Genomic DNA, 23,072 nt, shown 5'->3' on the forward strand with positions numbered 1-23,072 from the left:
ACGTCGCCCTAACCATCAACCCGATCAGAGGAAAATCAGTCCCAAGCGCGTGGCGAAAAACACGACACAGAAAAGTGCGACCGTATAAACCCCAAACTAAATCGAAATGAGAACCGCGTTACGATGAATGAAGCGGGCTAGCTGTGTTCGATGCGCCGATCGGGGACCAGCCAGACCAGCGCTACGATGACGTAGCAGGCGATGCCCGCCCAGACGCTCAGGAAGGTCAGGCCGATGCCGAGCGCATAGATCAGCGCCGAGACGACGCCCTTGACATCCTTGCCGATAACGTGGGCGATGGCGCTGTCGCGGCCATTGGCGGCGATCAGCGTGCGCACCAGAATATAGTAGGCGATGGCGGGCATGAGCAGCGAGACGCCATAGACCGCGACGGGCAGTGTAGCCAGGTGGCTTTCGCCCATCCAGCGCGTGGTGAACGGCACCAGTGACAGCCAGAACAAAAGGTGCAGATTGGCCCATAAGACGCCGCCGGTAATGCGTCCGACCGCGTGCATCAGGTGGTGATGATTGTTCCAGTAGATGCCGACATAGACGAAGCTCAGCACATAGAGCAGGAAGATGTGGGTCAGGCTCATCAGCGCGGCGAGGTCGAAGCCTTCGGGCGTTTTCAACTCCAGCACCATGATGGTGATGATGATGGCGATGACGCCGTCGCTGAAGGCTTCGAGGCGGGACTTGGTCAGGGGCGCGACGCTCATTTCTTTTTCCGGCCCTTATAGTTTTCCGACCAGGCGATCAAAGGGATTAGCGGCAGACCCCACAGGGTTCCGGCCAAAGCATAGAAGATCAGCGCCGTGATCGGCCCGCCGTGGATCAGGCCGGCCAGCGAGACGACGATCAGCACATAAAGGATCAGGAAGACGACGATGCCGACGCAGGCGATCAGACGGCGCAGCGGCAGGTTGACGGGCTTGTCGTTCATGAACTTACGCCCGGTCCTTGCGGCGCACGCGCTCGGTCAGGCGGCTGATATGGAACAGGATCAGCAGCGCGCTGGATCCGGCCAGCGACACGCCCAGCACGGGCAGGAAGCGCGTGCTGATCATTTCGGCGTCGTGCAGGAACAGGTTGGGCAGGATGGCGCCGAACACGCCGACGAACAGATTGACCGAAAAGCCGAACCGGTTGCGACTCAGGGCGTTTGCGATCCAGCCGGTGACAAAGCCGGCGAGGGCGGCGAGGATGTAGTTTTCAACCGTCATGGCGCGCGTGTCCTTTTCCGATCACAATTGCGGCACAATTCCTGCGCCACGGCTTGAAATCGCCACATCTTCATGGACAAATCCGCCGCGACGCGCCGGGCGCCGGAATGGCGAAACTAACGGTAAACGCCTCCGACGGCAAGAAATTCGCACGGCGCGCAGACTGTAGAAAAAAGCATGAACGAGGCGTAACAAGTGCGACTTCCCCTCAAGTCGCCGCTGACGGCGGCGTGGCTGTTCTCGGCGGCCTTCCTGATCATCGTTCTGGTCGCTGTGGGCGGCGCGACCCGGCTGACCCAGTCGGGCCTGTCGATCACCGACTGGAAGCCGATTTCAGGCGTGATCCCGCCGCAAACGTCGCAGGATTGGCAAGCCGAGTTCGACAATTACAAGAAGATCCCTCAGTTCAGCGAAATCAATCCGCACATGCAGATGGACCAGTTCAAGGGCATCTTCTGGTGGGAATGGACGCACCGGCTGATCGCGCGCGTCGTGGTCGGCGTGGTGCTGTTCGGCGGCTTTGTCGTTCTGTTGCTGCTGCGTGAAATCCCGGCGCGGCTGATCTGGCGCTGCGTCGGCCTGTTCGTGCTGGGCGGAGCGCAGGGCGGGGTCGGTTGGCTGATGGTGGCCAGCGGCCTGTCGCAGCGCGTCTCCGTGGCGCCGGAAATGCTGGCCGCGCACCTGCTGATGGCGCTGTTGCTGCTGATCGCGACCGTGTGGACGGCGTTTGAGGCGCTGGAAGGCGGAAAACGCGGGCGCGGCGCGCCGGGCGGATGGATGGCGGCGACGATTATCCTGCTGGTTTTGGTGGTGCTGCAATGCGTGCTGGGCGCCTTTGTCGCCGGCAATCAGGCGGGGCTTGTCTATAATGACTGGCCTTTGATGAACGGCCATGTCCTGCCGCCCGCGGGGGGATCGCACGACGCGATGGGCGTGTTGCACGATCAGGGCGTTGTGCAGTTCGCGCACCGTTGCAACGCCTATCTGTTGCTGATCTACGCCACGGCCTTTGCGGTCATTCTAGGCCGCAAGGCGCAGGACGACGGGTTGAAATTCACCGCCACGGCCCTGTCCACCCTGATCTGGGTGCAGGCGACCCTGGGGGTGGCGACCCTGGTGACCGTGGTCGCCTTCGGATTCGCGCTGACCCATCAGGTGCTGGCGGCGTGTCTGGTGGCGCTGGCGACGGCCCTGACCTGGATGATGGCGCGCGCGGACCGCGGTTTCCGCCGCGGACGGTTCTGAGGTCGGGAAATTTGTTACGGTAATTTATTACCAATACAAATTTTCCCTTTAAAATCAATAGTGTTGGGCGCATTTGGCTAAAAATTGCGCGTTGACAGGGTAGAGGCGCTCATGTACATGACGCGCCTCTTCGCTGTGTCCCGGTTCATGGGGCGCGGCTTATCAAGGAAACTGACCCCATGTTGACTTCGACCACTGCGGCGCTGAAGCCCGCCGATGTCGAGAAGAAGTGGATCGTGATCGACGCCGAGGACGCCGTTCTGGGCCGTCTCGCCGCTTTCATCGCCATGCGTCTTCGCGGCAAGCATCTGCCGAACTTCACGCCGCACACCGACGGCGGCGACAATGTCATCGTGATCAATGCCGAGAAGGTCCACCTGACCGGCAAGAAGCACAATGAAATCTTCTACTGGCACACCGGCCATCCGGGCGGCGTCAAGCAGCGCACGCTTGGCCAACTGCTGAACGGCAAGTATCCGGAGCGCGTTCTGACCAAGGCGGTCGAGCGCATGATGCCGAAAGAAAGCCCGCTGGCCCGCAAGCAGATGACGCAACTGCGCATCTATGCCGGCGCCGTCCATCCCCACGAAGCCCAGACGCCGGAAGTCATCGACTTCAAGGCGCTGAGCCGCAAGAACGTCCGGAGCGCCTAATGTCTGAAGTTCAAGCTCCCGCCCAGGGCCTGGAAGCCCTGGCTTCGCTGTCCTCCAACCCGGAAGCCGCCCCCGTCGAGCGCGTTCAGCAACTCGACAAGCTGGGTCGCGCCTACGCTACCGGCAAGCGTAAGAACGCCATCGCCCGCGTCTGGATCAAGCCGGGCTCCGGCAAGTGGATCATCAATGGCCGCGAGCAGGAAGTCTATTTCGCCCGCCCGGTGCTGCGCATGATGATCGCCCAGCCGCTCAACCTGACCGACCGCGCCACGCAGTTCGACGTGATGGTGTCGGTGCAGGGTTCGGGTCTGTCCGGGCAGGCCGGCGCTATCCGCCACGGCCTGTCCAAGGCGCTGACCTATTATGAGCCCGGCCTGCGCCCGGCTCTGAAGGCCGCCGGCTTCCTGACCCGCGACTCGCGCGTTGTCGAACGCAAGAAGTACGGTCGCGCCAAGGCTCGCCGCTCCTTCCAGTTCTCGAAGCGTTAGTCGCAGCGGGCATACTGTTCTGCGAAAAGCGCTTCGGGCAACCGGAGCGCTTTTTCTTTATTTCTCAATCGGATGCAAAGGTCATCTGTCATGGCGTATAAGGTTTTTATCGACGGCGAGGCCGGGACCACAGGCTTGCAGATCCGCGAGCGGCTGGAAAAGCGCGCCGATATCGAGCTGATCCGTCTGGCGGACGCCGTGCGCAAGGACGCGGCGGCGCGCAAAGAGGCGCTCAACAGCGCCCATGCCGTTATCCTGTGCCTGCCGGACGACGCCGCACGCGAAGCGGTCGGCCTGATCGACAACCCGGATGTGGCGGTGATCGACGCCTCGACCGCGCATCGCGTCGCAGGCGGCTGGACCTATGGCTTTGCGGAAATGCCGAATGGCGAGGATACGCCGCAGCGCGAGCTGATCAAGGCGTCGAAGCGGATCAGCAATCCCGGCTGCCACGCCACCGGCTTTATCGCCCTGACGCGGCCTCTGGTTGAGGCTGGGCTGATCGCGCCGTTCTTCCCGTTCACCGCGACCTCCCTGTCCGGCTATACAGGCGGCGGCAAGGCGATGATCGCCGAGTTCGAGACGGGAGAAGGCCACGAGCGCGTCTATGCGACCGGCCTGACGCATAAACATCTACCGGAAATGACGCTCTACAGCGGTCTGGAATCACCGCCGATCTTCAGCCCCAAGGTCGGGCGCTTCCCGCAAGGCCTGATCGTCGAGGTTCCGCTGCCCTTATGGGCGCTGCCGGACGCGCCGGATCTGGAGACGATCCACGACGCACTAATGGCGGCCTATGAGGGCGAGCGCTTTGTCACTGTGGCGTCGCTCGACGAGTCGCGCGCGGCGAAGTCGGTCGATGCGGACAGCCTGGCGAACACCAATCAACTGTTGATCCACGTCTTCGGCGACCCGGAAGCCGAGACGGCCAACCTTGTGGCGGTGTTCGACAATCTGGGCAAGGGCGCGTCGGGCGCGGCTGTACAAAACCTCAATCTGGTATTAGGGGTGGACGAAGGGCTGGGTCTTTAAGAACCGTCGGCGGCGTGGACCGACCGGCGAAACCGGGAAGGATACGCCGTCTTGATCACCAAAATCGTCACCGCCGCCGCGATTTACATCATGATCTGGTGGGTGACCCTGTTCGCGGTTCTGCCGCTGCGGGGCGATCTCAGCCATCACGAGGCGGGCGTGCCGGTGGAGAAGGGCAACGATCCAGGCGCGCCCGTGCAGCATAATCTCGGCAAGAAGATGCGGCTGAATACGCTGGTCGCCTTTGTGCTGTGGCTGGTGGCGATGGCCTTCATGTACCTTATTCACCTGCCGCTGCCGGAAATTCACTGACGCGGCGCGTTTCCGCCGCATTTGTTCGCAAAAAAGCTTTCCGATAAGGCGCAGGACCGGTAGTTTTGCGCCAACCTTAACTGACGGATTCTCTGATCATGCGCCTGTCGCGCTTTTTTCTGCCCCTGCTCAAGGAAAACCCCTCCGAAGCCCAGATCGTCTCGCACCGGCTTATGCTGCGCGGCGCCATGATCCGTCAGGAGGCCGCCGGCATTTACGCCTGGCTACCGCTGGGGCTGAAGGTGCTGAAAAAGGTCGAGCGCATCGTCGAGGAGGAAATGGCGCGCGCGGGCTCGATTCAACTGTTGATGCCGACCTTGCAACTGGCCGATCTGTGGCGCGAATCCGGGCGTTATGAGGATTACGGTCAGGAAATGCTGCGCATCAAGGACCGCCATGAACGCGACCTGCTGTACGGCCCCACCGCCGAGGAGATGGTCACCGACATCTTCCGCGCCAGCGTGCGCTCCTATAAGGATCTGCCGCTCAATCTCTATCAGATTTCGTGGAAGTTCCGCGACGAGCAACGCCCGCGCTTCGGCGTGATGCGCGGGCGCGAATTCCTTATGAAGGACGCCTACTCCTTCGATCTGGACGAGGCCAGCGCGCGCAAGGCCTATAACCGCATGTTCATCGCCTATCTGAACACGTTTTCGCGCATGGGTCTGAAAGCCGTGCCGATGCGCGCCGACACCGGCCCGATCGGCGGCGACCTGTCGCACGAATTCATCATCCTGGCCGACACCGGCGAAAGCGCGGTTTTTTGCCATAAGGACCTGGTCGATATGGCGGCGCCTGGTCACGATGTCGATTGGGATGACTTGCAGGGGCTGGTCGATCAGCGCACGGCGCTCTACGCGGCGACCGAGGAAATGCACGACGAGGCCGCCTTCGCCCAGGTGTCTGCGGACAAGCAGTTGTCAGCGCGCGGTATCGAGGTCGGGCACATCTTCTACTTCGGTGAGAAATATTCCAAACCGATGAAGGCCGTAGTCAATGCGCCGGACGGCGAGGTCAGCGTGCATATGGGCTCCTACGGCATCGGCGTGTCGCGGCTTCTGGGCGCGATCATCGAGGCCAGCCACGACGATGCGGGCATGATCTGGCCCGAAAGCGTCGCGCCGTTCGACGTGGCGGTGATAAACCTACGCGTCGGCGACGCGGCGTGCGACGCAGCCTGCGAGCAGGCCTATGCGGCGCTTCAGGGCGCAGGCAAGGATGTGCTGTACAATGACAGCGACGAGCGCCCCGGCGCCAAGTTCGCCAGCATGGACCTGATCGGCATACCGTGGCAGCTCATTATCGGGCCGAAGGGCCTGGGCGAGGGCGTGGTCGAGCTGAAGCATCGCGCCAGCGGCGAGCGTCAGACGCTCAGTCTGGAAGCCGCCCTGGCCAAGCTCACCGGTAAAGCCTGAGCATGAACGCCATCTTCTCGATGTTCGCCTTTCGGGGCTGGGAGGCCGATCTGGCCATGCGCTATCTGCGCACCAAGCGCAAGGACGGCGGCATTGCGGTGATCGCGATCATCTCCTTTGTCGGCATTGCTTTGGCGGTGACGGCGCTGATCAGCGTCCTGTCGATCATGAATGGCTTTCGCGACGAGATGATGTCGCGCGTCCTGGCGTTTCAGGGCCATGCCTATGTGCAGGGCACGCTGATCAACGACTTCGCCCATCGCGACGATATGTTGAAAAGACTCAAGGCGGTTCCGGGCGTTATTGAAGCGACTCCGCAGATTGACTCGCCGGGATTGGTGCAGAACGCTGAGGGACAGACCAGTTTGGCCTATATGCGCGGCGTCGTACCGGACGATCTGCGCCACACGCCGATTGTCGCCGATACGCTCGAAAAAGGCGGCTCGATGGATCAGTTCGGCGTCGGCGATTATGGCGGCGACGTGGTGCTGATCGGCGATGGCCTGGCCTCGGATATGGGCCTGATTCCGGGCGATCAACTGACCCTGACCTCGCCGGGCGGATCGACCGCCTTCGGCGCCACGCCGCGCCGCAAGGTCTATACGGTCGGCGGCATCTTCAAAAGCGGCGTCAGCGAGATCGACAAGAGCTTCGTCTATATGCCGATCCAGCAGGCTCAACTCTTCTTCGACCGTGAAGACGAGTGGGATCAGGTCGAGATCAAGGTCGAAAAGCCGTATGACATCGAGAAATACCTGCCCGCCCTGCATCAGGCGACGGGCCGGGGCGCGGTCATTTCGACATGGAAAGACCTGAACGCGCCCTTATGGGGTGCGCTCAAGGTCGAGCGCAACGCTATGCGTTTCATCCTGTTCTTCATCGTCATCATCGCCATGCTCAACATCATTTCCGGCATCGTCATGCTGGTGAAGAACAAGGCGCGCGACGTGGCGATCCTGCGGACGATGGGCGCTGACCGCGGCGCGATCTCGCGGGTGTTCTTCCTGACCGGGACCAGCATCGGCGCGGCGGGAACCCTGTGCGGCCTGCTGGTCGGTGTGCTGTTCTGCACTTTTATCCGCGAGATTCAGGATGCGCTGGAATGGGTTTTCCACGTTCAGTTGTTCAACAAGGATATCTATTTCCTCGACCATGTGCCAGCCAAGATGGAGCCGTCCGAGGTGATCTTCGTGGTGGTGGCGTCCCTGCTGGCGGCCAGCATCTCCACCTTCTTCCCGGCGCTGTGGGCGTCCAAGCTCGAACCGGTGGAGGCGTTACGGTATGAGTAATGTCCTGATCCTGCGCGGGTTAACGCGCGACTACGATATCGGCGACGGGCGCAAGCTGAGTGTGCTGAAGGGCGTCGATCTTGACGTTAAGGCGGGTGAACTGGTCGGCATGATCGGACCGTCTGGTTCTGGCAAATCGTCGCTTCTGCACGCCATTGGCCTGCTGGAAGCCGCGCCGAATGCGCAGCTCAGTATCGACGGCGAGGATTTCGCGCATGCCACCGAGGCGGAGCGAACGCGCGCGCGCTTACGTAAGATCGGCTTTGTCTATCAGTTTCATCATCTCCTGCCGGAGTTCACGGCGCTGGGCAATGTCTGTGTGCCGCAGCGCATTCTGGGGCGGCGCAAGGCTGACGCCGAGGCGAGGGCGAAGGCTTTGCTGACGGCGCTGGGGCTGGCGGACCGGCTCGATCACCTGCCGGGGCAGTTGTCCGGCGGCGAGCAGCAGCGCGTGGCGATCGCGCGGGCTCTGGCCAACACTCCCCGACTCCTGCTGGCCGATGAGCCGACCGGCAATCTCGATCCGGCGACTTCGAAGCAGGTGTTTGAGGCGCTGAAAGAGATCGTGCGCGCGCAGGGTGTGGCGGCGGTGATCGCCACGCATAATCTTGACCTTGCCGCGCACATGGATCGCGTGGTTCGCATCGAGAACGGCCAGCTCGTTACAGCCTGAAATTATTCATCGAATCAATGCGTTCTAATTTTGTTCACATTGGGGGCAAGTTTGCGCTTGCGTGTGGAACAAAGCGGGAATATAGAACAAAGCAGGAATTGAGAACATTATCTGAACACAGCCGCAGAAGCGGCTTCGCAAGAGGATGTGGAAAAATGCTGAACACACTGCATAACCTGTTGTCATTCGCCGCCGTTACGGGCTTTGTTGTCCTGATGTGTCATGTGGTGTCCCTCGCCGCCTAAGAGGTGAGCGGGCGCTGATGGGGAGCGCGCGCCATGACTGAGACTTTCATCCACCTTCGCGTCCGGTCGGCCTATTCGCTGCTGGAAGGCGCGATCAAGGCTTATGATCTCGGCAAACTGGCGCAGAAAAACGCCATGCCCGCCGTTGGCATAGCTGACAGATGTAACCTGTTTGGCGCGCTTGAATTTTCCCAGACCTGCAAAGACACCGGCGTGCAGCCGATTATCGGGTGCGCCCTGCCGGTGCGGGGCATTGGCGGCGAGGGGGCGGAGCGCTGGTCGCGCATTCCCACAATCGTCCTGTTCGTGCAGAACGAGCAGGGTTATCTGAACCTGACCAAGCTGTCGTCCATCGCCTATGTCGAATCCGAGGACGACCAAGTCGTGCCGTGGGACAAGGTGGTCGAGCATAATGAGGGGCTGATCCTGCTATCGGGCGGGCCGGATGGACCGGTCAACCCTCTGTTCGAGCAGAACCGCGGCGACGAGGCGCGCGCCGCCTTGCAGGTCATGCTTGAGGCGTTTGGCGATCGCTTCTACATCGAATTGCAGCGCCATGACGACAGCCCCAATGGCGGGCGCAAGGGCGGTGTTTCCGAGGCCGGGCTTGTCGAATTCGCCTATGCGCATGACGTTCCGCTGGTGGCGACCAATGACGTGCAGTTCGCGACGCGCGATCTTTACGCCGCGCACGAAGCTTTGCTGTGCATCGCTGACGGCGCGTATCTGGGGCAGGATGAACGGCGTAAGGTGACGCCGGAGCACTGGTTCAAACCGGCGGCGGATATGCGCGCCGTGTTCGACGATCTGCCCGAAGCCTGCGACAATACGCTGGAGATCGCGCGACGCTGCGCCTTCCTCGTTAATAAGCGCGATCCGATTCTGCCGCGTTTCGATACGGGCGCCGGGCGTAACGAAGCCGAGGAACTGGCTTATCAGGCGCGCGAAGGGCTGAAAGCGCGTTTCAAGCAGGTCAAGCTGGCCTTTCCTGAAGAGGACTACTGGGCGCGTCTGGAGCGCGAAATCGGCGTCATCCAGAAGATGGGCTTTCCTGGCTACTTCCTGATCGTTTCCGACTTCATCAAATGGGGCAAGTCGCACGGCATTCCAGTTGGGCCGGGGCGGGGATCAGGCGCCGGTTCGCTGGTGGCGTGGGCGCTGACCATTACCGATCTCGATCCGCTACGCTTCGGTCTGCTGTTCGAGCGCTTCCTCAATCCGGAGCGGGTGTCGATGCCAGACTTCGACGTCGATTTCTGTCAGGAACGGCGCGAAGAGGTGATTTCCTACGTTCAGGATAAATATGGTCGCGACCGGGTTGCGCAGATCATTACCTTCGGCACCTTGCAGGCCCGCGCCGTGTTGCGCGATACGGGCCGGGTAATGCAATTGCCGCTTGGTCAGGTGGATCGCCTGTCGAAAATGGTGCCAAACAATCCGGCCAATCCGACCACTCTGGCGCAGGCCATCGAGATCGAGCCGCGCTTGCGCGAGGCGCGCGACGAAGAAGAGGCGGTGCGCAATCTGCTCGATACAGCGCTAAAGCTGGAAGGGCTTTATCGCAACGCCTCAACCCACGCCGCTGGCATTGTGATCGGCGACCGGCCCCTGACTGAACTTGTGCCGTTGTATCGCGATCCGCGTTCCGACATTCCGGCGACGCAGTTCAACATGAAATGGGTGGAGAGCGCCGGGCTGGTCAAATTCGACTTCCTCGGCCTCAAAACCCTGACCACGCTGAAGCGAGCGGAAAACTATCTGCGCAAGCGCGGCGTCGATATCAACTATTCGACCCTGCCGCTGGACGATGCGCCGACCTATGAATTGCTGGCGTCGGGGCAGTCGATCGGTGTATTCCAGCTTGAAAGCCAGGGCATGCGCGACACGCTGCGCAAGATGCGCTGCAACTCGCTGGAGGAGATTACGGCGCTGATCTCGCTGTACCGTCCGGGGCCGATGGACAATATCGACACCTATGTGGATCGCAAGTTCGGGCGCGCCGAGATCGACATGCTGCATCCGTCGCTGGAGCCTGTGCTGAAAGAGACCTACGGCGTCATCATCTATCAGGAACAGGTGATGCAGATCGCCCAGATCCTGTCAGGCTACAGCCTGGGCGAAGCCGACCTCCTGCGACGCGCCATGGGTAAAAAGAAGAAAGAGGAGATGGACCTGCAAAAGGCGCGGTTCATCTCTGGCGCCAGGGAAAAGGGCGTCGATGAGGCGCAGGCTGACAGCATTTTCGAACTGGTCAATAAGTTCGCGGGCTACGGTTTCAACAAGTCGCACGCCGCCGCCTACGCCTTTATTTCCTATCAGACCGGCTATCTGAAGGCGAACTATCCGGTTGAGTTCTTCGCCGCCACGCTTAGCCTCGATATCACCAATACTGACAAGCTGGCGGTGTTTTATCAAGATGCGCGGCGTTTCGGCGTCACGATCCGACCGCCGGACATCAACCGTTCAATGGCCGATTTCGACGTCGAGGATGGCGAGGTGCTGTATGCGCTGGGCGCCATCCGTAATGTTGGTTTTGAAGCCATGCAGAGCGTGGTGCAGGCGCGGGAGGAGGGCGGCAAGTTTACCGACCTGTTCGACTTCCTGGAGCGGATCGACCCGAAGGCGGTCAACAAACGCGCGATTGAGAACCTGGCCAAGGCGGGAGCGTTCGATTCGATCCACCCCAATCGAGCCCAGATCGTCGCCGCAGCGGACATATTGATCGCCTACGCCCAGAGCATCGCCGCAGATCGCGCCGCCTCGCAGGTCAGCCTGTTCGGCTCGAACGAAGCATCGCGTCCGCGCCTGCCCAAGGTGGCGGCGGCGTCCGGTCCGGCGCAGCTCGACGAGGAACTTGCGGCGATTGGCTTTTATCTGTCGGGACATCCGCTGGAAGACATGCTCGACGTGTTCAAACGCCGCAATGTCACCCTGTACGCCGAGGCGTTGTCGCTGGCGGGCGAGGGGCGGGAGGCGTTTCGCATGGCTGGGATCGTGCGCCGCAAGCAGGAGCGCGCGGCGTCGGGATCGGGTGAGAAATTCGCCTTCGTCACCCTGTCCGATCCCAGCGGCGAATATGAGGTGCTGTTCCCGCCGGAATCGTTGCGCAAGAACCGCGACCATCTTGAACCGGGCGGCTCCATCGTGTTGAAGGTGCGCTCTAAGGGGCGCGATGGCGAGGTGCGTTTCTTTGGCGACGAAGCCATGCCGATGAACGAAGCGCTGAAAAGCGAGGATATGGGACTGCGCGTACATGTATCGGCGCAGATAATTGATCTTGCCGATCTGCGCGCGCGCCTTGCAGCGTCGCAATCGCCGAGGGGCGGGGTGATCAGTCTGGCCGGCGATCTGGCCGGGGAGGGCGAGATCGAGTTTCGATTGCCGCAGCGCTATAGCCTCGACGCCCATCTGCGCGGTCAGCTCAAGGCCGCGCCGGGCGTCCTATACTTTGAAGATGTCTAGGCTGGGAAGATATTTGCGCCGTTTTTTGGCGTGTAAGGCTTGCTTTTTTTGAAATTGTGAATAGGTGCGCGTCATCTCACACGCGGATAAGCGCTGTGTCCCTTTGGGAGACTGCGTTCCGAGGCTGTCGTTCCGATGGCTTTCCGATCCGCGGAGGATTATCGGAAGAAGGACACAACTCATGGCTATGCCAGAAATCTCGATGCGTCTGCTGCTGGAAGCCGGCGCGCACTTCGGTCACCAGACCCACCGTTGGAACCCCAAGATGGAGCGCTATCTGTTCGGCGCCCGCTCCAACATCCATATTATCGACCTATCTCAGACCCTGCCGCTGTTCCATCAGGCGCTGCTGAAGGTGCGCGAAGTCGCCGCTTCGGGCGGGCGCGTCCTGTTCGTCGGCACCAAGCGTCAGGCGCAAGGTTCGGTGGCGACCGCCGCCAAGCGTTCGGCGCAATATTATGTCAACCACCGCTGGTTGGGCGGCACCCTGACCAACTGGCGCACCATTTCCGGTTCGATCCAGCGTCTGCGCGAACTGGAGCAGGTTCTGGACAACAATCCGGCGGGCCGCTCCAAGAAGGAACTGCTGACCCTGACGCGCGAGCGCGAAAAGCTTGAGCTGAGCCTGGGCGGCATCAAGGACATGGGCGGCATCCCCGACCTGATGTTCGTGATCGACACCAATAAGGAAGGCATCGCCATTCAGGAAGCGCGCAAGCTGAACATTCCGGTGATCGCCATCCTCGACTCGAACTCCGATCCGGACGGCATCGCCTATCCGGTGCCGGGCAATGACGATGCGGCGCGCGCGCTGCAACTGTATTGCGATCTGGTCGCCGACGCGGTGCTGGACGGTCTGGCCGCGGGTCAGGTCGCTTCGGGCGTCGATCTGGGCGCGTCCGTCGCTCCGGTCGAACCGGCCCTGAGCGCCGAAGTCGCCACTGAAGCTACCGGCGAAGCCTGAGGCTTCCCATATTGCGGCTGACGAAATGGCGTCAGTCTTATGGACGTTGACAGCTTGAGGCCGTTTTTCGGCTTCAAGCTGTTGCCAAATTGACATCTATCGCGGCTATGGAAGTCGCGACTTTCTGATTTTATTGGAGGATTTCATGGCTGAAATCACGGCATCCCTGGTTAAGGATCTGCGCGAAAAGTCGGGCGCGGGCATGATGGACTGCAAGAAGGCCTTGCAGGAAAACGGCGGCGATCTCGAAGCCGCGATGGACTGGCTGCGCACCAAGGGCCTGTCCAAGGCCGCCAAGAAGGCCGACCGCGTCGCCGCCGAAGGTCTGGTGGCCGTGGCGAGCGAAGCCCAGGGCGCGGGCATGACCGCCGCCGCTGTCGAAGTGAACGCCGAAACTGACTTCGTGTCGCGTAACGAGCTGTTCCAGAAGGCCGCACGCAACGCAGGTCAGGCCGGTCTGAAGAATGATACGGTCGAAGGCGTCGCCGCCGCCGTTAGCGACGAACTGACCAACCTGATCGCCACGATCGGCGAAAACATGGTTGTGCGCCGCATGGCCCGCCATTCGGTCGAGCAGGGCGTCGTCGCCTCCTATATCCACAACGCCATCGCGCCGGACCTGGGCCGCATCGCGGTGCTGGTCGCCGTCGAATCGTCGGGCGATCAGGACGCGCTGAAGGATATGGGCCGCAAGATCGCCATGCACATCGCGGCTACCAGCCCGCTGTCGCTGTCGTCCGACGACCTCGATCCGGCGGCGGTTGAGCGCGAGCGCGCTGTCCTGACCGAAAAGGCCAAGGAAGAAGGCAAGCCTGAAGCGATGATCGCCAAGATCGTCGATGGCCAGATCGCCAAGTTCCAGCGCGAAGTCGTGCTGCTGGAGCAGCAATTCGTCATGAACCCGGATCAGACCGTCAAGCAACTGGTTGCGGAAACGGCCAAGACTTTAGGCGCGCCGGTGGCGGTGACAGGCTTCACCCGTCTGGCCCTGGGTGAAGGCGTCGAGAAGAAGGTGGACGATTTCGCCGCCGAAGTCGCTTCGATGACGGCGGGCGCGTAAAAGCGAACGCTGTAAAATAAACGGTATAAGGGGCGTCGGCATTTGACATGCCGGCGCCCCTTTGACTATGCAAGGCGCGCTGAACGCGCTAAAGCCTTGGCAACGATTCAAAGACCCGGAAACCCGTTATGACGTCCGACTCGCTAAAACCCGCTCCGGGCCTGAAATACAAACGCATCCTGCTGAAGATCTCCGGCGAGGTGCTGATGGGCGAGCAGGGTTTCGGCATCGACATGAAGACGGTGCAGGCCGTGGCCGAGGAGGTCGCTGACGTGGCGCGGCTTGGCGTCGAACTGTGCCTCGTCATCGGCGGCGGCAACATCTTCCGTGGCCTGTCGAAAGCGGCGGTCGGCATGGAACGTTCCTCCGCTGACTATATGGGCATGCTGGCGACCGTGATGAACGCGCTGGCCATGCAGAACGCGCTGGAAAAACAGGGCGTTGATACACGCGTGCAGTCGGCGATCCAGATGAACGCCGTGTGCGAGCCGTTTATCCGCCGCCGCGCCATCCGCCATCTGGAAAAGGGCCGCGTCGTGATCTTCGCCGCCGGGACCGGCGCGCCGTATTTCACGACCGACACCGCCGCCGCCTTGCGCGCCGCCGAGATGAACTGCGACGCTCTGTTCAAGGGCACCTCGGTGGACGGTGTCTATACCGCCGATCCCAAGAAGGACGCCTCGGCTGAGCGTTACGACAACTTGAAATATCTCGAAGTTTTGTCGCGCGACCTGCGCGTCATGGACGCATCGGCGGTGTCGTTGATGCGTGAAAACGAAATTCCAATCGTGGTCTTCTCCATTCGCACGCCGGGCGCGCTGAATGAGGTGATCCACGGTCGCGGCACCCATACCGTTATTACGAACTAAGAGGGAAGTCACATGGCCCTGCCTGATCTTCACACCTATCGCGACCGCATGGACAAGGCGGTCACCGCGCTCAAGGACGATTTCGGCGGTCTGCGCACGGGGCGAGCCTCGGCTTCGCTGCTCGATCAAGTCACGGTTGACGCCTATGGCTCGACGATGGCGCTCAACGCCTGCGCGGCGGTCAGCGTGCCGGAGCCGCGCATGATCAGCGTCAATGTCTGGGACAAAGGGCTGGTCGTCTCGGTCGAAAAGGCGATTCGCAACGCTGGTCTCGGCCTGAACCCGATCACGGATGGTCAGACCCTGCGCATCCCGATCCCGCCCCTGACCGAGGAGCGTCGCAAGGAACTGGCCAAGATCGCGGGCAAGTACGCCGAAACCCAGCGCGTCGCCGTGCGCAATGTCCGTCGCGAGGCGATGGAAGACCTCAAGAAGATGGAAAAGGCTTCGGAGATCAGCCAGGACGAGGAAAAGCGCGGCGGGACCGAGATTCAGGGCTTCACCGACGCGGCCATCAAGCGCATCGACGAGGCGCTGAAGGTGAAAGAAGCCGAAATCATGCAGGTCTAGGCTGCGGCCAGACCTCGCCACAGTGAGGAAGACGCGTTCATGCCCCTAGGTCCGACCGAAGCTCTGGTCAGCGTCCCGGCGACGGGTGCGAAGGGCTGCGCGCAGGGCCGGGCCTCGACGCAGGCCTTACACGTCGCCATCATCATGGACGGAAACGGGCGCTGGGCCAAGGAGCGCGGTCAGATCCGCACCATGGGCCATAGAGCAGGCGTGCAGGCTTTGCGACGCACGATCACGGCGGCGGTCGAACTGGGCGTCACCCACATGACGGTCTTCGCGTTTTCGACTGAAAACTGGCGCCGCCCGGAAGCTGAGGTCAGCGATCTGATGGGGCTGCTGCGCGCCTTTATCCGCTCCGATCTGGAAAAGCTGCGCAAGGAAGGCGTATGCGTGCGCATACTGGGGCAACAGGAAGGTCTGCCCGCCGATATTGTCGCCATGGTCGCAGATGCGCATGACAAAACGAAAGACAATTCGCGTTTCTTTTTGCAGGTCGCGCTTAACTATGGCGCTCAGGCGGATATCGCCGATGCGGCGCGCCGCATGGCTGAAGCCGTCAGGGACGGACGCATGGCGCCGGAGGACATCACGCCGGAAAGCTTCGGGAGTTTTTTGTCCACGCATGACCTGCCGCCGCTCGACCTCCTGATCCGCACCTCGGGCGAGCATCGCCTGTCCAACTTCCTGCTCTGGGAAGCGGCCTATGCCGAGTTCGTATTTCAGGACGTTCTCTGGCCGGATTACGGTCGTGACGCGTTGCAGGCGGCGCTGGATGTGTATGCGCAGCGCGACCGGCGTTATGGCGGCGTGCAGACGGCGCAGGATGGCGCATGACATCGCCCGATCCGTCGTTCGCCGCCTTATCCGCTAAGCCTAAATCGTCCATGCGCGACCTGCTGTTGCGCATCGGCTCCGCAGCCGTGCTGATTCCGCTGGTTCTGTGGGTGGTGGTTCTGGGCGACGTCTTGTTTCTGGCCATGATCAGCGTCGGCGTCGCCCTGTTGTGCATAGAATGGGGCATGATGGCGGCGCCGAAATCGGCGTCGCGCATCGCTTGCGCCGTGGCGATCGCCGCGCTGATCAGTCTGTTCACCGCCTATCTGCACCATCCGATCTTGTCCTTTGTCGTGCTGGCCTTCGGCAGCCTGTGCGCCGGTATGTATGGCCACAAGCTCAAGATCGGCTGGATGGCGGCGGCCTATGGCGTTCTTTATATCGGCGTGCCCGCCATCATCCTGATGTGGCTGCGCCAGACGGATAATGGACGCGACTGGGTGTTTTTCGCCTACGGCATCGCCTGGGCGTCGGACATCGCCGCTTTTGTGGTCGGCAAGACAGTGGGCGGGCCGAAGCTGTGGCGGCGCTATTCGCCGAACAAGACCTGGTCGGGCTTTGCGGGCGGCATGATCGCGGGCATGTTGACGGCGGGCACCTTGTCGGACCTGACGCATCTGTTCAAACATGACACATCGGCCTCGTTCGTCGGCCTGCTGGTGGCGCTGGCGACCATGGCTGGGGATTTATGGGAATCGGCGCTCAAACGGCGCTTCGGCGTCAAGGACGCGGGCGCGCTGATACCGGGGCATGGCGGCTTGCTCGACCGCGTTGACGGGCTGATGTTTGCCATCCTGGCCATCGGGGGTATAAGGCTGCTCGTCATGCTGGGAACCGTGATCTGAATGACGCCACGCGCAAAGCCTCGTCGCATCTCCATCCTCGGCTCGACCGGCTCCATCGGCGTGTCCACTCTGCGCCTGCTTGAGGAGACGGGCGGACCTGACGCCTATGAGATTGAGGCGCTGATCGGCGGTCGCAATGTCGATCTGCTGGCCGAGCAGGCGCTGCGCTGGCGGCCCGCAATCACGGTGCTGGCCGATGAAGCGCAAGCCGGGGTTTTGCGCGCGCGCCTGAGCGGTTCAGGCCTGGCCTGGGCGTGCGGCGAAGATGCGGTGATTGACGCCGCGGGCCGCAAAGCGGACTGGATCATGGCGGCCATTGTCGGTCTGGCGGGCCTGCGCCCGACCTGGGCGGCGGCCGCCACGGGCGCCGTTCTGGCGCTGGCGAACAAGGAAAGTCTGGTCGGCTGCGGGCGCGCTCTGATCGCGCGCGTCGAGACGCATGGCGGCAAGCTATTGCCGGTCGATTCGGAGCACAACGCCATCTTTCAGGTGTTCAACGCCGATCACCGGCCACAGGTGTCGCGTCTGATCCTGACCGCGTCGGGCGGGCCGTTTCGCGGCTTCACACGCGAGCAACTGACCAGCGTGACGCCGGAACAGGCGCTGCGCCATCCGAACTGGAGCATGGGCGCCAAGATCAGCATCGATTCGGCCAGCCTGGCCAATAAGGGGCTGGAATTGATCGAGGCGGCCTATCTGTTCGACATACCGGGCGAGCGGATCGACGTGGTCGTGCATCCGCAATCGGTCGTGCATAGTCTGGTCGAATATGCCGACGGCTCGACCCTTGCGCAGCTTGGGCCTCCGGACATGCGCGTGCCGATCGCCTCGTGTCTGGCCTGGCCGGAGCGCGTCGCCTGGGATGCGCCGAAGCTCGATCTGGCGGCGCTGGCGCGGCTGGACTTCGCCGCCCCCGATCTGGAGGCGTTCCCGATGCTGGCTCTGGCGCGCCGGTCTCTGGCTCAGGGGGAGGGGATGCCGGTGGTCTTCAACGCCGCCAACGAGGTCTGCGTCGCGGCTTTTTTGCAGCGAAAGATCGCCTTTCTGGACATTCCCGAATATGTCGAATCTGCCATGATGCGGGCTCAATTGCCATCTATCTCTTCCAAGACGCAGGCCGATCATGGTACGAGCGACGCGGTTATGGAGCGCGCGCTGGAACTGGACGGCGAGGTGCGGCGTCTGGTGCGCGGGCTGTTCGCCCACGACCGGCGACGCGCGTAAACATTCGGGGAGAGGCCCTTTTTGCTGGGTTTTATCGCAGGCATAGTTCCGATTCTGATCATCGTTTCGGTGATTGTCAGTTTCCATGAATATGGACACTATGCGGTCGCGCGCCTGTTCAGGACCCGGATCGAGCGCTTTTCAGTCGGTATGGGTAAGGTGGTGCTGCGCCGCCGCGACAAGCATGGCGTCGAATGGTGCGTCAGTTCTCTGCCGATCGGCGGCTATGTCAAATTCGCGGGCGACGACAATCTGACCTCGATGAGCCCCAGCCCGGACGAGCTTGAGGCGGCGCGCGAGGCGATCACCGCGCGCGAAGGCGCCGAGGCGGTGAAGGATTATTTCCACTTCAAGCCTTTGTGGCAGCGTTTTCTGATCATTCTGGCCGGACCTGCGGCCAATTTCGTGCTGTCCATCGCTATTTTCGCTGGCGTGTTCATGATTGTCGGCGATCAGCGCGTTCCAGCGACCGTGACGCAGATCGAGGCGGGCAGTCCGGCGGCGAAGGCCGGGTTTCAGATCGGCGACACCATTCTGAAAATTGACAATCATGTCGTTGAAGACAATAGCGACGCGACCATGCTGGTGGTGTTGCAGGCCGGAACGCCGCTGCGCGTGCTGGTGCAACGCGGTGGCGGACAGGCCATGCTGACCGTGACGCCGGAGCGCGTTCTGCTGGACCCGACGGGCCGCGACCGCACCTCGACCGGCGGCCGTATCGGCGTCTTATTGGGCGGTAAGCCGATCACCACGCCGGTGAATCCCATTCGCGCCGTGCAACTGGGCGCGCGCCAGACCTGGCAGGTGCTGGACACCAACCTGACCTATATTGGCCGCATCTTCGCGGGCAAGGAAAACGGCAACCAGATCGGCGGTCTGATCGGCATGACCAAGGTGGCGGGCGACGCCACGACGCAACTGGCCGAGGCCAAGGTTCCGCTATACGTCAAGCTGATCAACGGCGTGCTGACCGGCGCGCAGATGACCGCCTTCGTGTCGGTCGCCATCGGCTTCGTCAACCTGATGCCGCTGCCGCCGCTGGATGGCGGGCATCTGGTCTTCTACCTGTTTCAGGCGATCACGCGGCGGCCCGTTTCGGCGGGATTCCAAAACGCCGCCTTCCGGATTGCCATTGTCCTGGTTATAGGCTTAATGTTGTTCGCGGCATGGAACGATCTTAACCATATCGGCCTCGCCAGGTTCTTCGGGGGGCTGTTCTCGTGAGCGCGTCCGGTCCCTTTCGGATAAACCAAACTCAGGGTCATACCCTGAGACAAACTCAGGGTATGACCCGCCCGCCGCGCCTGGACGCGGACGGACGGTTCCGCCCGTCACAAAGGTAAGTCATTTATGTCAGGCCAGACCCTGCCGCCTTTATTCGCAGACGCCGACCCGACCGCCCGTAAGGGATTATCGCGCTTCGCCCGCGCGCTGACGCTGGGCGTCAGCCTGGTGGCGCTGGGCCATACGGGTCTGGCGCAGGCGCGCACCCTGCTTCAGGACACGCCTAAGGACGCCCCGCCCAGCGCCGATGCGACTGCGACGGCCCCGGCGGCGGCTCAGGATGCGCCCCCCGCCGCGCCTGCGGAAGCGCAGGCTCAGCCCGAACCCGTCGCCGCCAATCCGACTGCGCGCGTTGACCGCATCGTCGTCAATGGCAATGAACGCATCGATTCGCAGACCATCGTCTCGTATCTGCCGTTCCAGACCGGCGCGACCGTCGATTCGGAGCTGATCGACCTGGCCGTCAAGACGCTGTACAATACCGACCTGTTCTCCGACGTGCAGATCGTGATGAACGGCAACACCATGGACATTACGGTGGTCGAGAGTCCGATCATCAATCAGGTGGTGTTCGAGGGCAATCACGCCATGACCAAGGACAAGCTGCGCGACGAAGTGCAGATTCGTCCGCGCGGCGTGTTCACCAAGGCCAAGGTGCAGGCCGACGTACAACGTATTATCGAACTGTACCGCAAGTCGGGCCGCATCGCCGCCACTGTGACGCCGAAGATCGTCGAACTGCCGCAAAAGCGCGTCGATCTGATCTTCGAGATCAACGAAGGCCCCAAGACCGGCGTGTCCAGCGTCAACTTCATCGGCAACCACGCCTTTTCCGACAGTGAATTGCAGGGCGTCGTCGTCACCAAGAAGTCGCTGTGGTGGAAGTTCTTCTCGTCGAACGACAATTACGACCCCGACCGGATGGATTATGACCGCGAGCAATTACGCAAATACTACACCAATCGCGGCTATTACGACTTCCGGGTGATTTCGGCGGTGGCCGAACTGACGCCGGACCGTAAGGATTTCGCGATTTCGTACACGCTGGACGAGGGCCAGAAGTACAATTTCGGTCGCATCACCATCAAGACCGATAATGACAAGCTGAAGGCGGAAAACCTGCAGCGGTCGATTTCGATCAAGCCGGGCCAGCTTTATGAAAGCGACCGCGTCGATAAGGCGGTGGACGATCTGACCTTTGCGGCGGGCTCGAACGGTTACGCCTTCGTCGATATTCGTCCCGATGAAGAGGCCAATCCGAACACCAAGACGGTCGATCTGACCTTCAACGTCCACGAAGGCGCGCGCGTCTATATCGATAAGATCAACATCGTGGGCAACACGCAGACGCTGGACAAGGTCATCCGTCGTCAGTTGCTGGTCTCCGAAGGCGACGCCTACAACAAGGCGCTGATCGAGCGCTCAAAGATGTACGTCGCGGGCCTCGGCTTCTTCAAGCAGGGCGAGGACGGCGTCAAGATCACCGAAAAGCCATCCACTGAGCCGGGCAAGACCAATATCGAGGTCGCCGTTCAGGAGCAGCCGACCGGCGAACTGAGCTTCGGGGCGGGCTTCTCGTCCTATGAGAAGTTCATCCTCGACATCAGCGTGTCGCAGTCCAACTTCCGCGGCACGGGCCAGCAGGTGCGCGCGCGCGTCCAGACCGGCTCGATCTCGAAGGATATCGACTTCTCCTTCACCGAACCGCACTTCCTCGATCGCGATATTTCGGCGGGCTTCGACCTGTTCCAAAGCTCGTATCACTATACAGGCGTCGACTATTCGCAGGATTCCAAAGGCGGCGATGTGCGCCTCGGCTACAATCTCAACGGCTTCTCAGTGCTGCGCCTGCGCTACAATATCCGCAAAGACGACATCACCTACACCAGCTCAAATAGTTGTAACGGCCTTCTGTACAACTGCGGCTCCGGCATCACCTCGTCGGTCGGCTATACGCTGGGCGTTGACCTGCGCAACGACTTCGTGCAGCCGACGCGCGGCTGGACGGCTTACCTGCGTCAGGACTTCGCGGGTCTCGGCGGCAATGTCAAATATGTCGACACCGAGCTTGAGGCGCATTGGTATCACGGCTTCGCCAAGGATATGATCCTGTCGGTGTCGGGCAATGCCGGGACCAAGTCGCCGTGGGGCGGCGACGCCATCCGCATCAACGACCGCTTCTTCAAGGGCGGCGATACGATCCGCGGCTTCCAGTATGCCGGCATCGGGCCGCGCGACACCTCGACAGGCTACGCTCTGGGCGGACAGACCTACGCCATCGGCTCGGTCGAACTGGGTATCCCGAACCATCTGCCGGATCAGTACGGTCTGAAGACGGCGGTGTTCATCGACGTCGGCACATTGGGCGGCGTTGATAAACGTCTCAAGATCGACACCACGCCGGGCTCCAGCACGGCGGGTCAGCGCCTGACCAATATCGTCGACGATTACGGTCTGCGCGCTTCGGCGGGCGTCACCATCCGCTGGAAGTCGCCCATGGGGCCGGTGCAGTTCGACCTCAGCCAGGTTCTGGCCAAGGATAAATACGATAAGGTCGAAACCTTCCGCTTCTCGCAATCCACCCAATTCTGATAAACCCGTCTTCACAACGAAGACCGATCTCCAAAAACGGACCCCAAAACGGACTTAGTGACAATGAAAAAAGCTACCCTCATCTCCCTCGGCGCCCTGATCATGGCGGGCGTCTCCGGTCAGGTCTTTGCCCAGACTGCTGCGACGCCCGCCGCGCCCGCCGCCGCCGCTCCGACCCCGCCGACGCCCCCGACCTTTGGCGCCGCCGTGCCGGGCCAATGCGTTCTGGACACCCAGGAAGCCATGGCCGATTCCGCCATGGGCAAGGCCGCCGCAGACCGCCTGCGCCAGTTGAAGGCCGTCGTGGACAGCGAGCTGTCGACTGAAGGCAAGTCGCTGGACAGCGAGCGTCAAAGCCTGGCCACGCAGCAAAAGGCGGCAACAACCCCTGCGGCCAAGACGGCGTGGGAAGGCAAGGCGCAGGCATGGGAGCAAAAGCGTCAAGCCTTCCAGCAGAAGGTTGAACAACGCAATCAGGAAATGCAGTACACCCAGCAGGAAGTTATGTCGGCCATCTTCCAGAAGCTGATCCCTCAGATCAATGCGGTTGTGACGACCAAGGGCTGCGCGACCGTTCTGTCCTCCGACAGCCTGTTGCATTATGACATGAGCTCGACTAGCAATGGCCAACCGGCGCAGACCTCTTTCCTCTACGCCAATCCGTCGATGAACATCACGCAGGACGTGGTGGCCAAGCTGGACGCGACCAAGGAGCTGCTGCCGTCGTTTGACCGCGTCAGCCTGGATCAGCCAGCTCAGGGAGCCGCGCCCGCCCAGAAGTAAGAGCTTTACG

At 61.8% G+C, this 23,072-nt stretch carries 22 protein-coding genes; 19 read left to right on the forward strand and 3 right to left on the reverse strand.

The annotated features are described in order from the left end of the window. Window positions 1–137 precede the first annotated feature (137 nt). Genes ACTHLA_RS16620 through ACTHLA_RS16630 form a run of 3 tightly spaced genes read right to left on the reverse strand, consistent with a single transcriptional unit; the run spans window position 138 to window position 1,223 of the window. Entirely contained in the window at window positions 138–719 is a 582-nt protein-coding gene (locus tag ACTHLA_RS16620) for a TMEM175 family protein (protein WP_440192026.1), read from the reverse strand. Further along, complete coding sequence (locus tag ACTHLA_RS16625; RefSeq protein WP_440192029.1) at window positions 716–943, reverse strand: DUF2842 domain-containing protein; 228 nt, start codon at window positions 941–943, stop codon at window positions 716–718. Before ACTHLA_RS16625 ends, ACTHLA_RS16620 begins: the two co-directional genes overlap by 4 nt. A gap of 4 nt (window positions 944–947) precedes the next feature. Next, window positions 948–1,223, reverse strand: a complete 276-nt coding sequence (locus ACTHLA_RS16630; RefSeq protein WP_440192032.1) for a transglycosylase — start codon at window positions 1,221–1,223, stop codon at window positions 948–950. Window positions 1,224–1,418: 195 nt separating this feature from the next. Here ACTHLA_RS16630 and ACTHLA_RS16635 point away from each other — a divergent pair, with 195 nt between their 5' ends. From ACTHLA_RS16635 to ACTHLA_RS16725, 19 genes are all read left to right on the forward strand, one after another. Beyond that, window positions 1,419–2,468 (forward strand): COX15/CtaA family protein, encoded by a 1,050-nt coding sequence (locus tag ACTHLA_RS16635; RefSeq protein WP_440192035.1) that lies wholly within the window; start codon window positions 1,419–1,421, stop codon window positions 2,466–2,468. Window positions 2,469–2,647: 179 nt separating this feature from the next. Continuing rightward, window positions 2,648–3,121 (forward strand): 50S ribosomal protein L13, encoded by a 474-nt coding sequence (gene rplM, locus ACTHLA_RS16640; protein WP_440192038.1) that lies wholly within the window; start codon window positions 2,648–2,650, stop codon window positions 3,119–3,121. Then, the gene (gene rpsI, locus ACTHLA_RS16645; RefSeq protein WP_440192041.1) at window positions 3,121–3,609 is read left to right on the forward strand and encodes a 30S ribosomal protein S9; all 489 of its coding nucleotides are present in this window, start codon (window positions 3,121–3,123) and stop codon (window positions 3,607–3,609) included. Before rplM ends, rpsI begins: the two co-directional genes overlap by 1 nt. A gap of 90 nt (window positions 3,610–3,699) precedes the next feature. Beyond that, window positions 3,700–4,641 (forward strand): N-acetyl-gamma-glutamyl-phosphate reductase, encoded by a 942-nt coding sequence (gene argC, locus ACTHLA_RS16650; protein WP_440192044.1) that lies wholly within the window; start codon window positions 3,700–3,702, stop codon window positions 4,639–4,641. Between the two features lie 51 nt (window positions 4,642–4,692). Then, complete coding sequence (locus tag ACTHLA_RS16655) at window positions 4,693–4,953, forward strand: DUF1467 family protein (RefSeq protein WP_440192046.1); 261 nt, start codon at window positions 4,693–4,695, stop codon at window positions 4,951–4,953. 98 nt (window positions 4,954–5,051) lie between these two features. Continuing rightward, entirely contained in the window at window positions 5,052–6,368 is a 1,317-nt protein-coding gene (gene proS / locus ACTHLA_RS16660) for a proline--tRNA ligase (RefSeq protein ID WP_440192049.1), read from the forward strand. A 2-nt stretch (window positions 6,369–6,370) separates the two neighbouring features. Further along, window positions 6,371–7,657 (forward strand): lipoprotein-releasing ABC transporter permease subunit, encoded by a 1,287-nt coding sequence (locus ACTHLA_RS16665; protein WP_440192052.1) that lies wholly within the window; start codon window positions 6,371–6,373, stop codon window positions 7,655–7,657. Then, complete coding sequence (locus ACTHLA_RS16670) at window positions 7,650–8,330, forward strand: ABC transporter ATP-binding protein (RefSeq protein WP_440192055.1); 681 nt, start codon at window positions 7,650–7,652, stop codon at window positions 8,328–8,330. The genes ACTHLA_RS16665 and ACTHLA_RS16670 overlap by 8 nt, the downstream gene beginning before the upstream one ends. Window positions 8,331–8,608: 278 nt before the next feature. Further along, window positions 8,609–12,037: a DNA polymerase III subunit alpha gene (gene dnaE, locus ACTHLA_RS16675; protein ID WP_440192058.1), complete on the forward strand. Its 3,429-nt coding sequence runs from the start codon at window positions 8,609–8,611 to the stop codon at window positions 12,035–12,037. Window positions 12,038–12,218: 181 nt separating this feature from the next. Continuing rightward, on the forward strand, window positions 12,219–13,001 hold the full coding sequence (gene rpsB / locus ACTHLA_RS16680) for a 30S ribosomal protein S2 (protein WP_440192061.1): 783 nt from the start codon (window positions 12,219–12,221) through the stop codon (window positions 12,999–13,001). 145 nt (window positions 13,002–13,146) lie between these two features. Next, window positions 13,147–14,061 (forward strand): translation elongation factor Ts, encoded by a 915-nt coding sequence (tsf, locus tag ACTHLA_RS16685; RefSeq protein ID WP_440192063.1) that lies wholly within the window; start codon window positions 13,147–13,149, stop codon window positions 14,059–14,061. Between the two features lie 128 nt (window positions 14,062–14,189). Continuing rightward, entirely contained in the window at window positions 14,190–14,930 is a 741-nt protein-coding gene (pyrH, locus tag ACTHLA_RS16690) for a UMP kinase (RefSeq protein ID WP_440192065.1), read from the forward strand. 12 nt (window positions 14,931–14,942) lie between these two features. Continuing rightward, entirely contained in the window at window positions 14,943–15,500 is a 558-nt protein-coding gene (gene frr / locus ACTHLA_RS16695) for a ribosome recycling factor (RefSeq protein ID WP_440192068.1), read from the forward strand. Window positions 15,501–15,539: 39 nt separating this feature from the next. Beyond that, window positions 15,540–16,334: a polyprenyl diphosphate synthase gene (gene uppS / locus ACTHLA_RS16700; protein ID WP_440192071.1), complete on the forward strand. Its 795-nt coding sequence runs from the start codon at window positions 15,540–15,542 to the stop codon at window positions 16,332–16,334. Next, window positions 16,331–17,179, forward strand: a complete 849-nt coding sequence (locus tag ACTHLA_RS16705) for a phosphatidate cytidylyltransferase (protein ID WP_440192079.1) — start codon at window positions 16,331–16,333, stop codon at window positions 17,177–17,179. The genes uppS and ACTHLA_RS16705 overlap by 4 nt, the downstream gene beginning before the upstream one ends. Then, window positions 17,180–18,403: a 1-deoxy-D-xylulose-5-phosphate reductoisomerase gene (dxr, locus tag ACTHLA_RS16710; protein WP_440192082.1), complete on the forward strand. Its 1,224-nt coding sequence runs from the start codon at window positions 17,180–17,182 to the stop codon at window positions 18,401–18,403. Between the two features lie 21 nt (window positions 18,404–18,424). After that, window positions 18,425–19,627: a M50 family metallopeptidase gene (locus ACTHLA_RS16715; RefSeq protein ID WP_440192085.1), complete on the forward strand. Its 1,203-nt coding sequence runs from the start codon at window positions 18,425–18,427 to the stop codon at window positions 19,625–19,627. 126 nt (window positions 19,628–19,753) lie between these two features. Continuing rightward, the gene (bamA, locus tag ACTHLA_RS16720; protein WP_440192088.1) at window positions 19,754–22,279 is read left to right on the forward strand and encodes an outer membrane protein assembly factor BamA; all 2,526 of its coding nucleotides are present in this window, start codon (window positions 19,754–19,756) and stop codon (window positions 22,277–22,279) included. Window positions 22,280–22,342: 63 nt separating this feature from the next. Then, window positions 22,343–23,062, forward strand: a complete 720-nt coding sequence (locus tag ACTHLA_RS16725) for an OmpH family outer membrane protein (protein ID WP_440192090.1) — start codon at window positions 22,343–22,345, stop codon at window positions 23,060–23,062. Window positions 23,063–23,072: the final 10 nt, after the last annotated feature.

The sequence above is a fragment of the Asticcacaulis sp. genome (assembly GCF_051956075.1).
GTDB lineage: Bacteria > Pseudomonadota > Alphaproteobacteria > Caulobacterales > Caulobacteraceae > Asticcacaulis.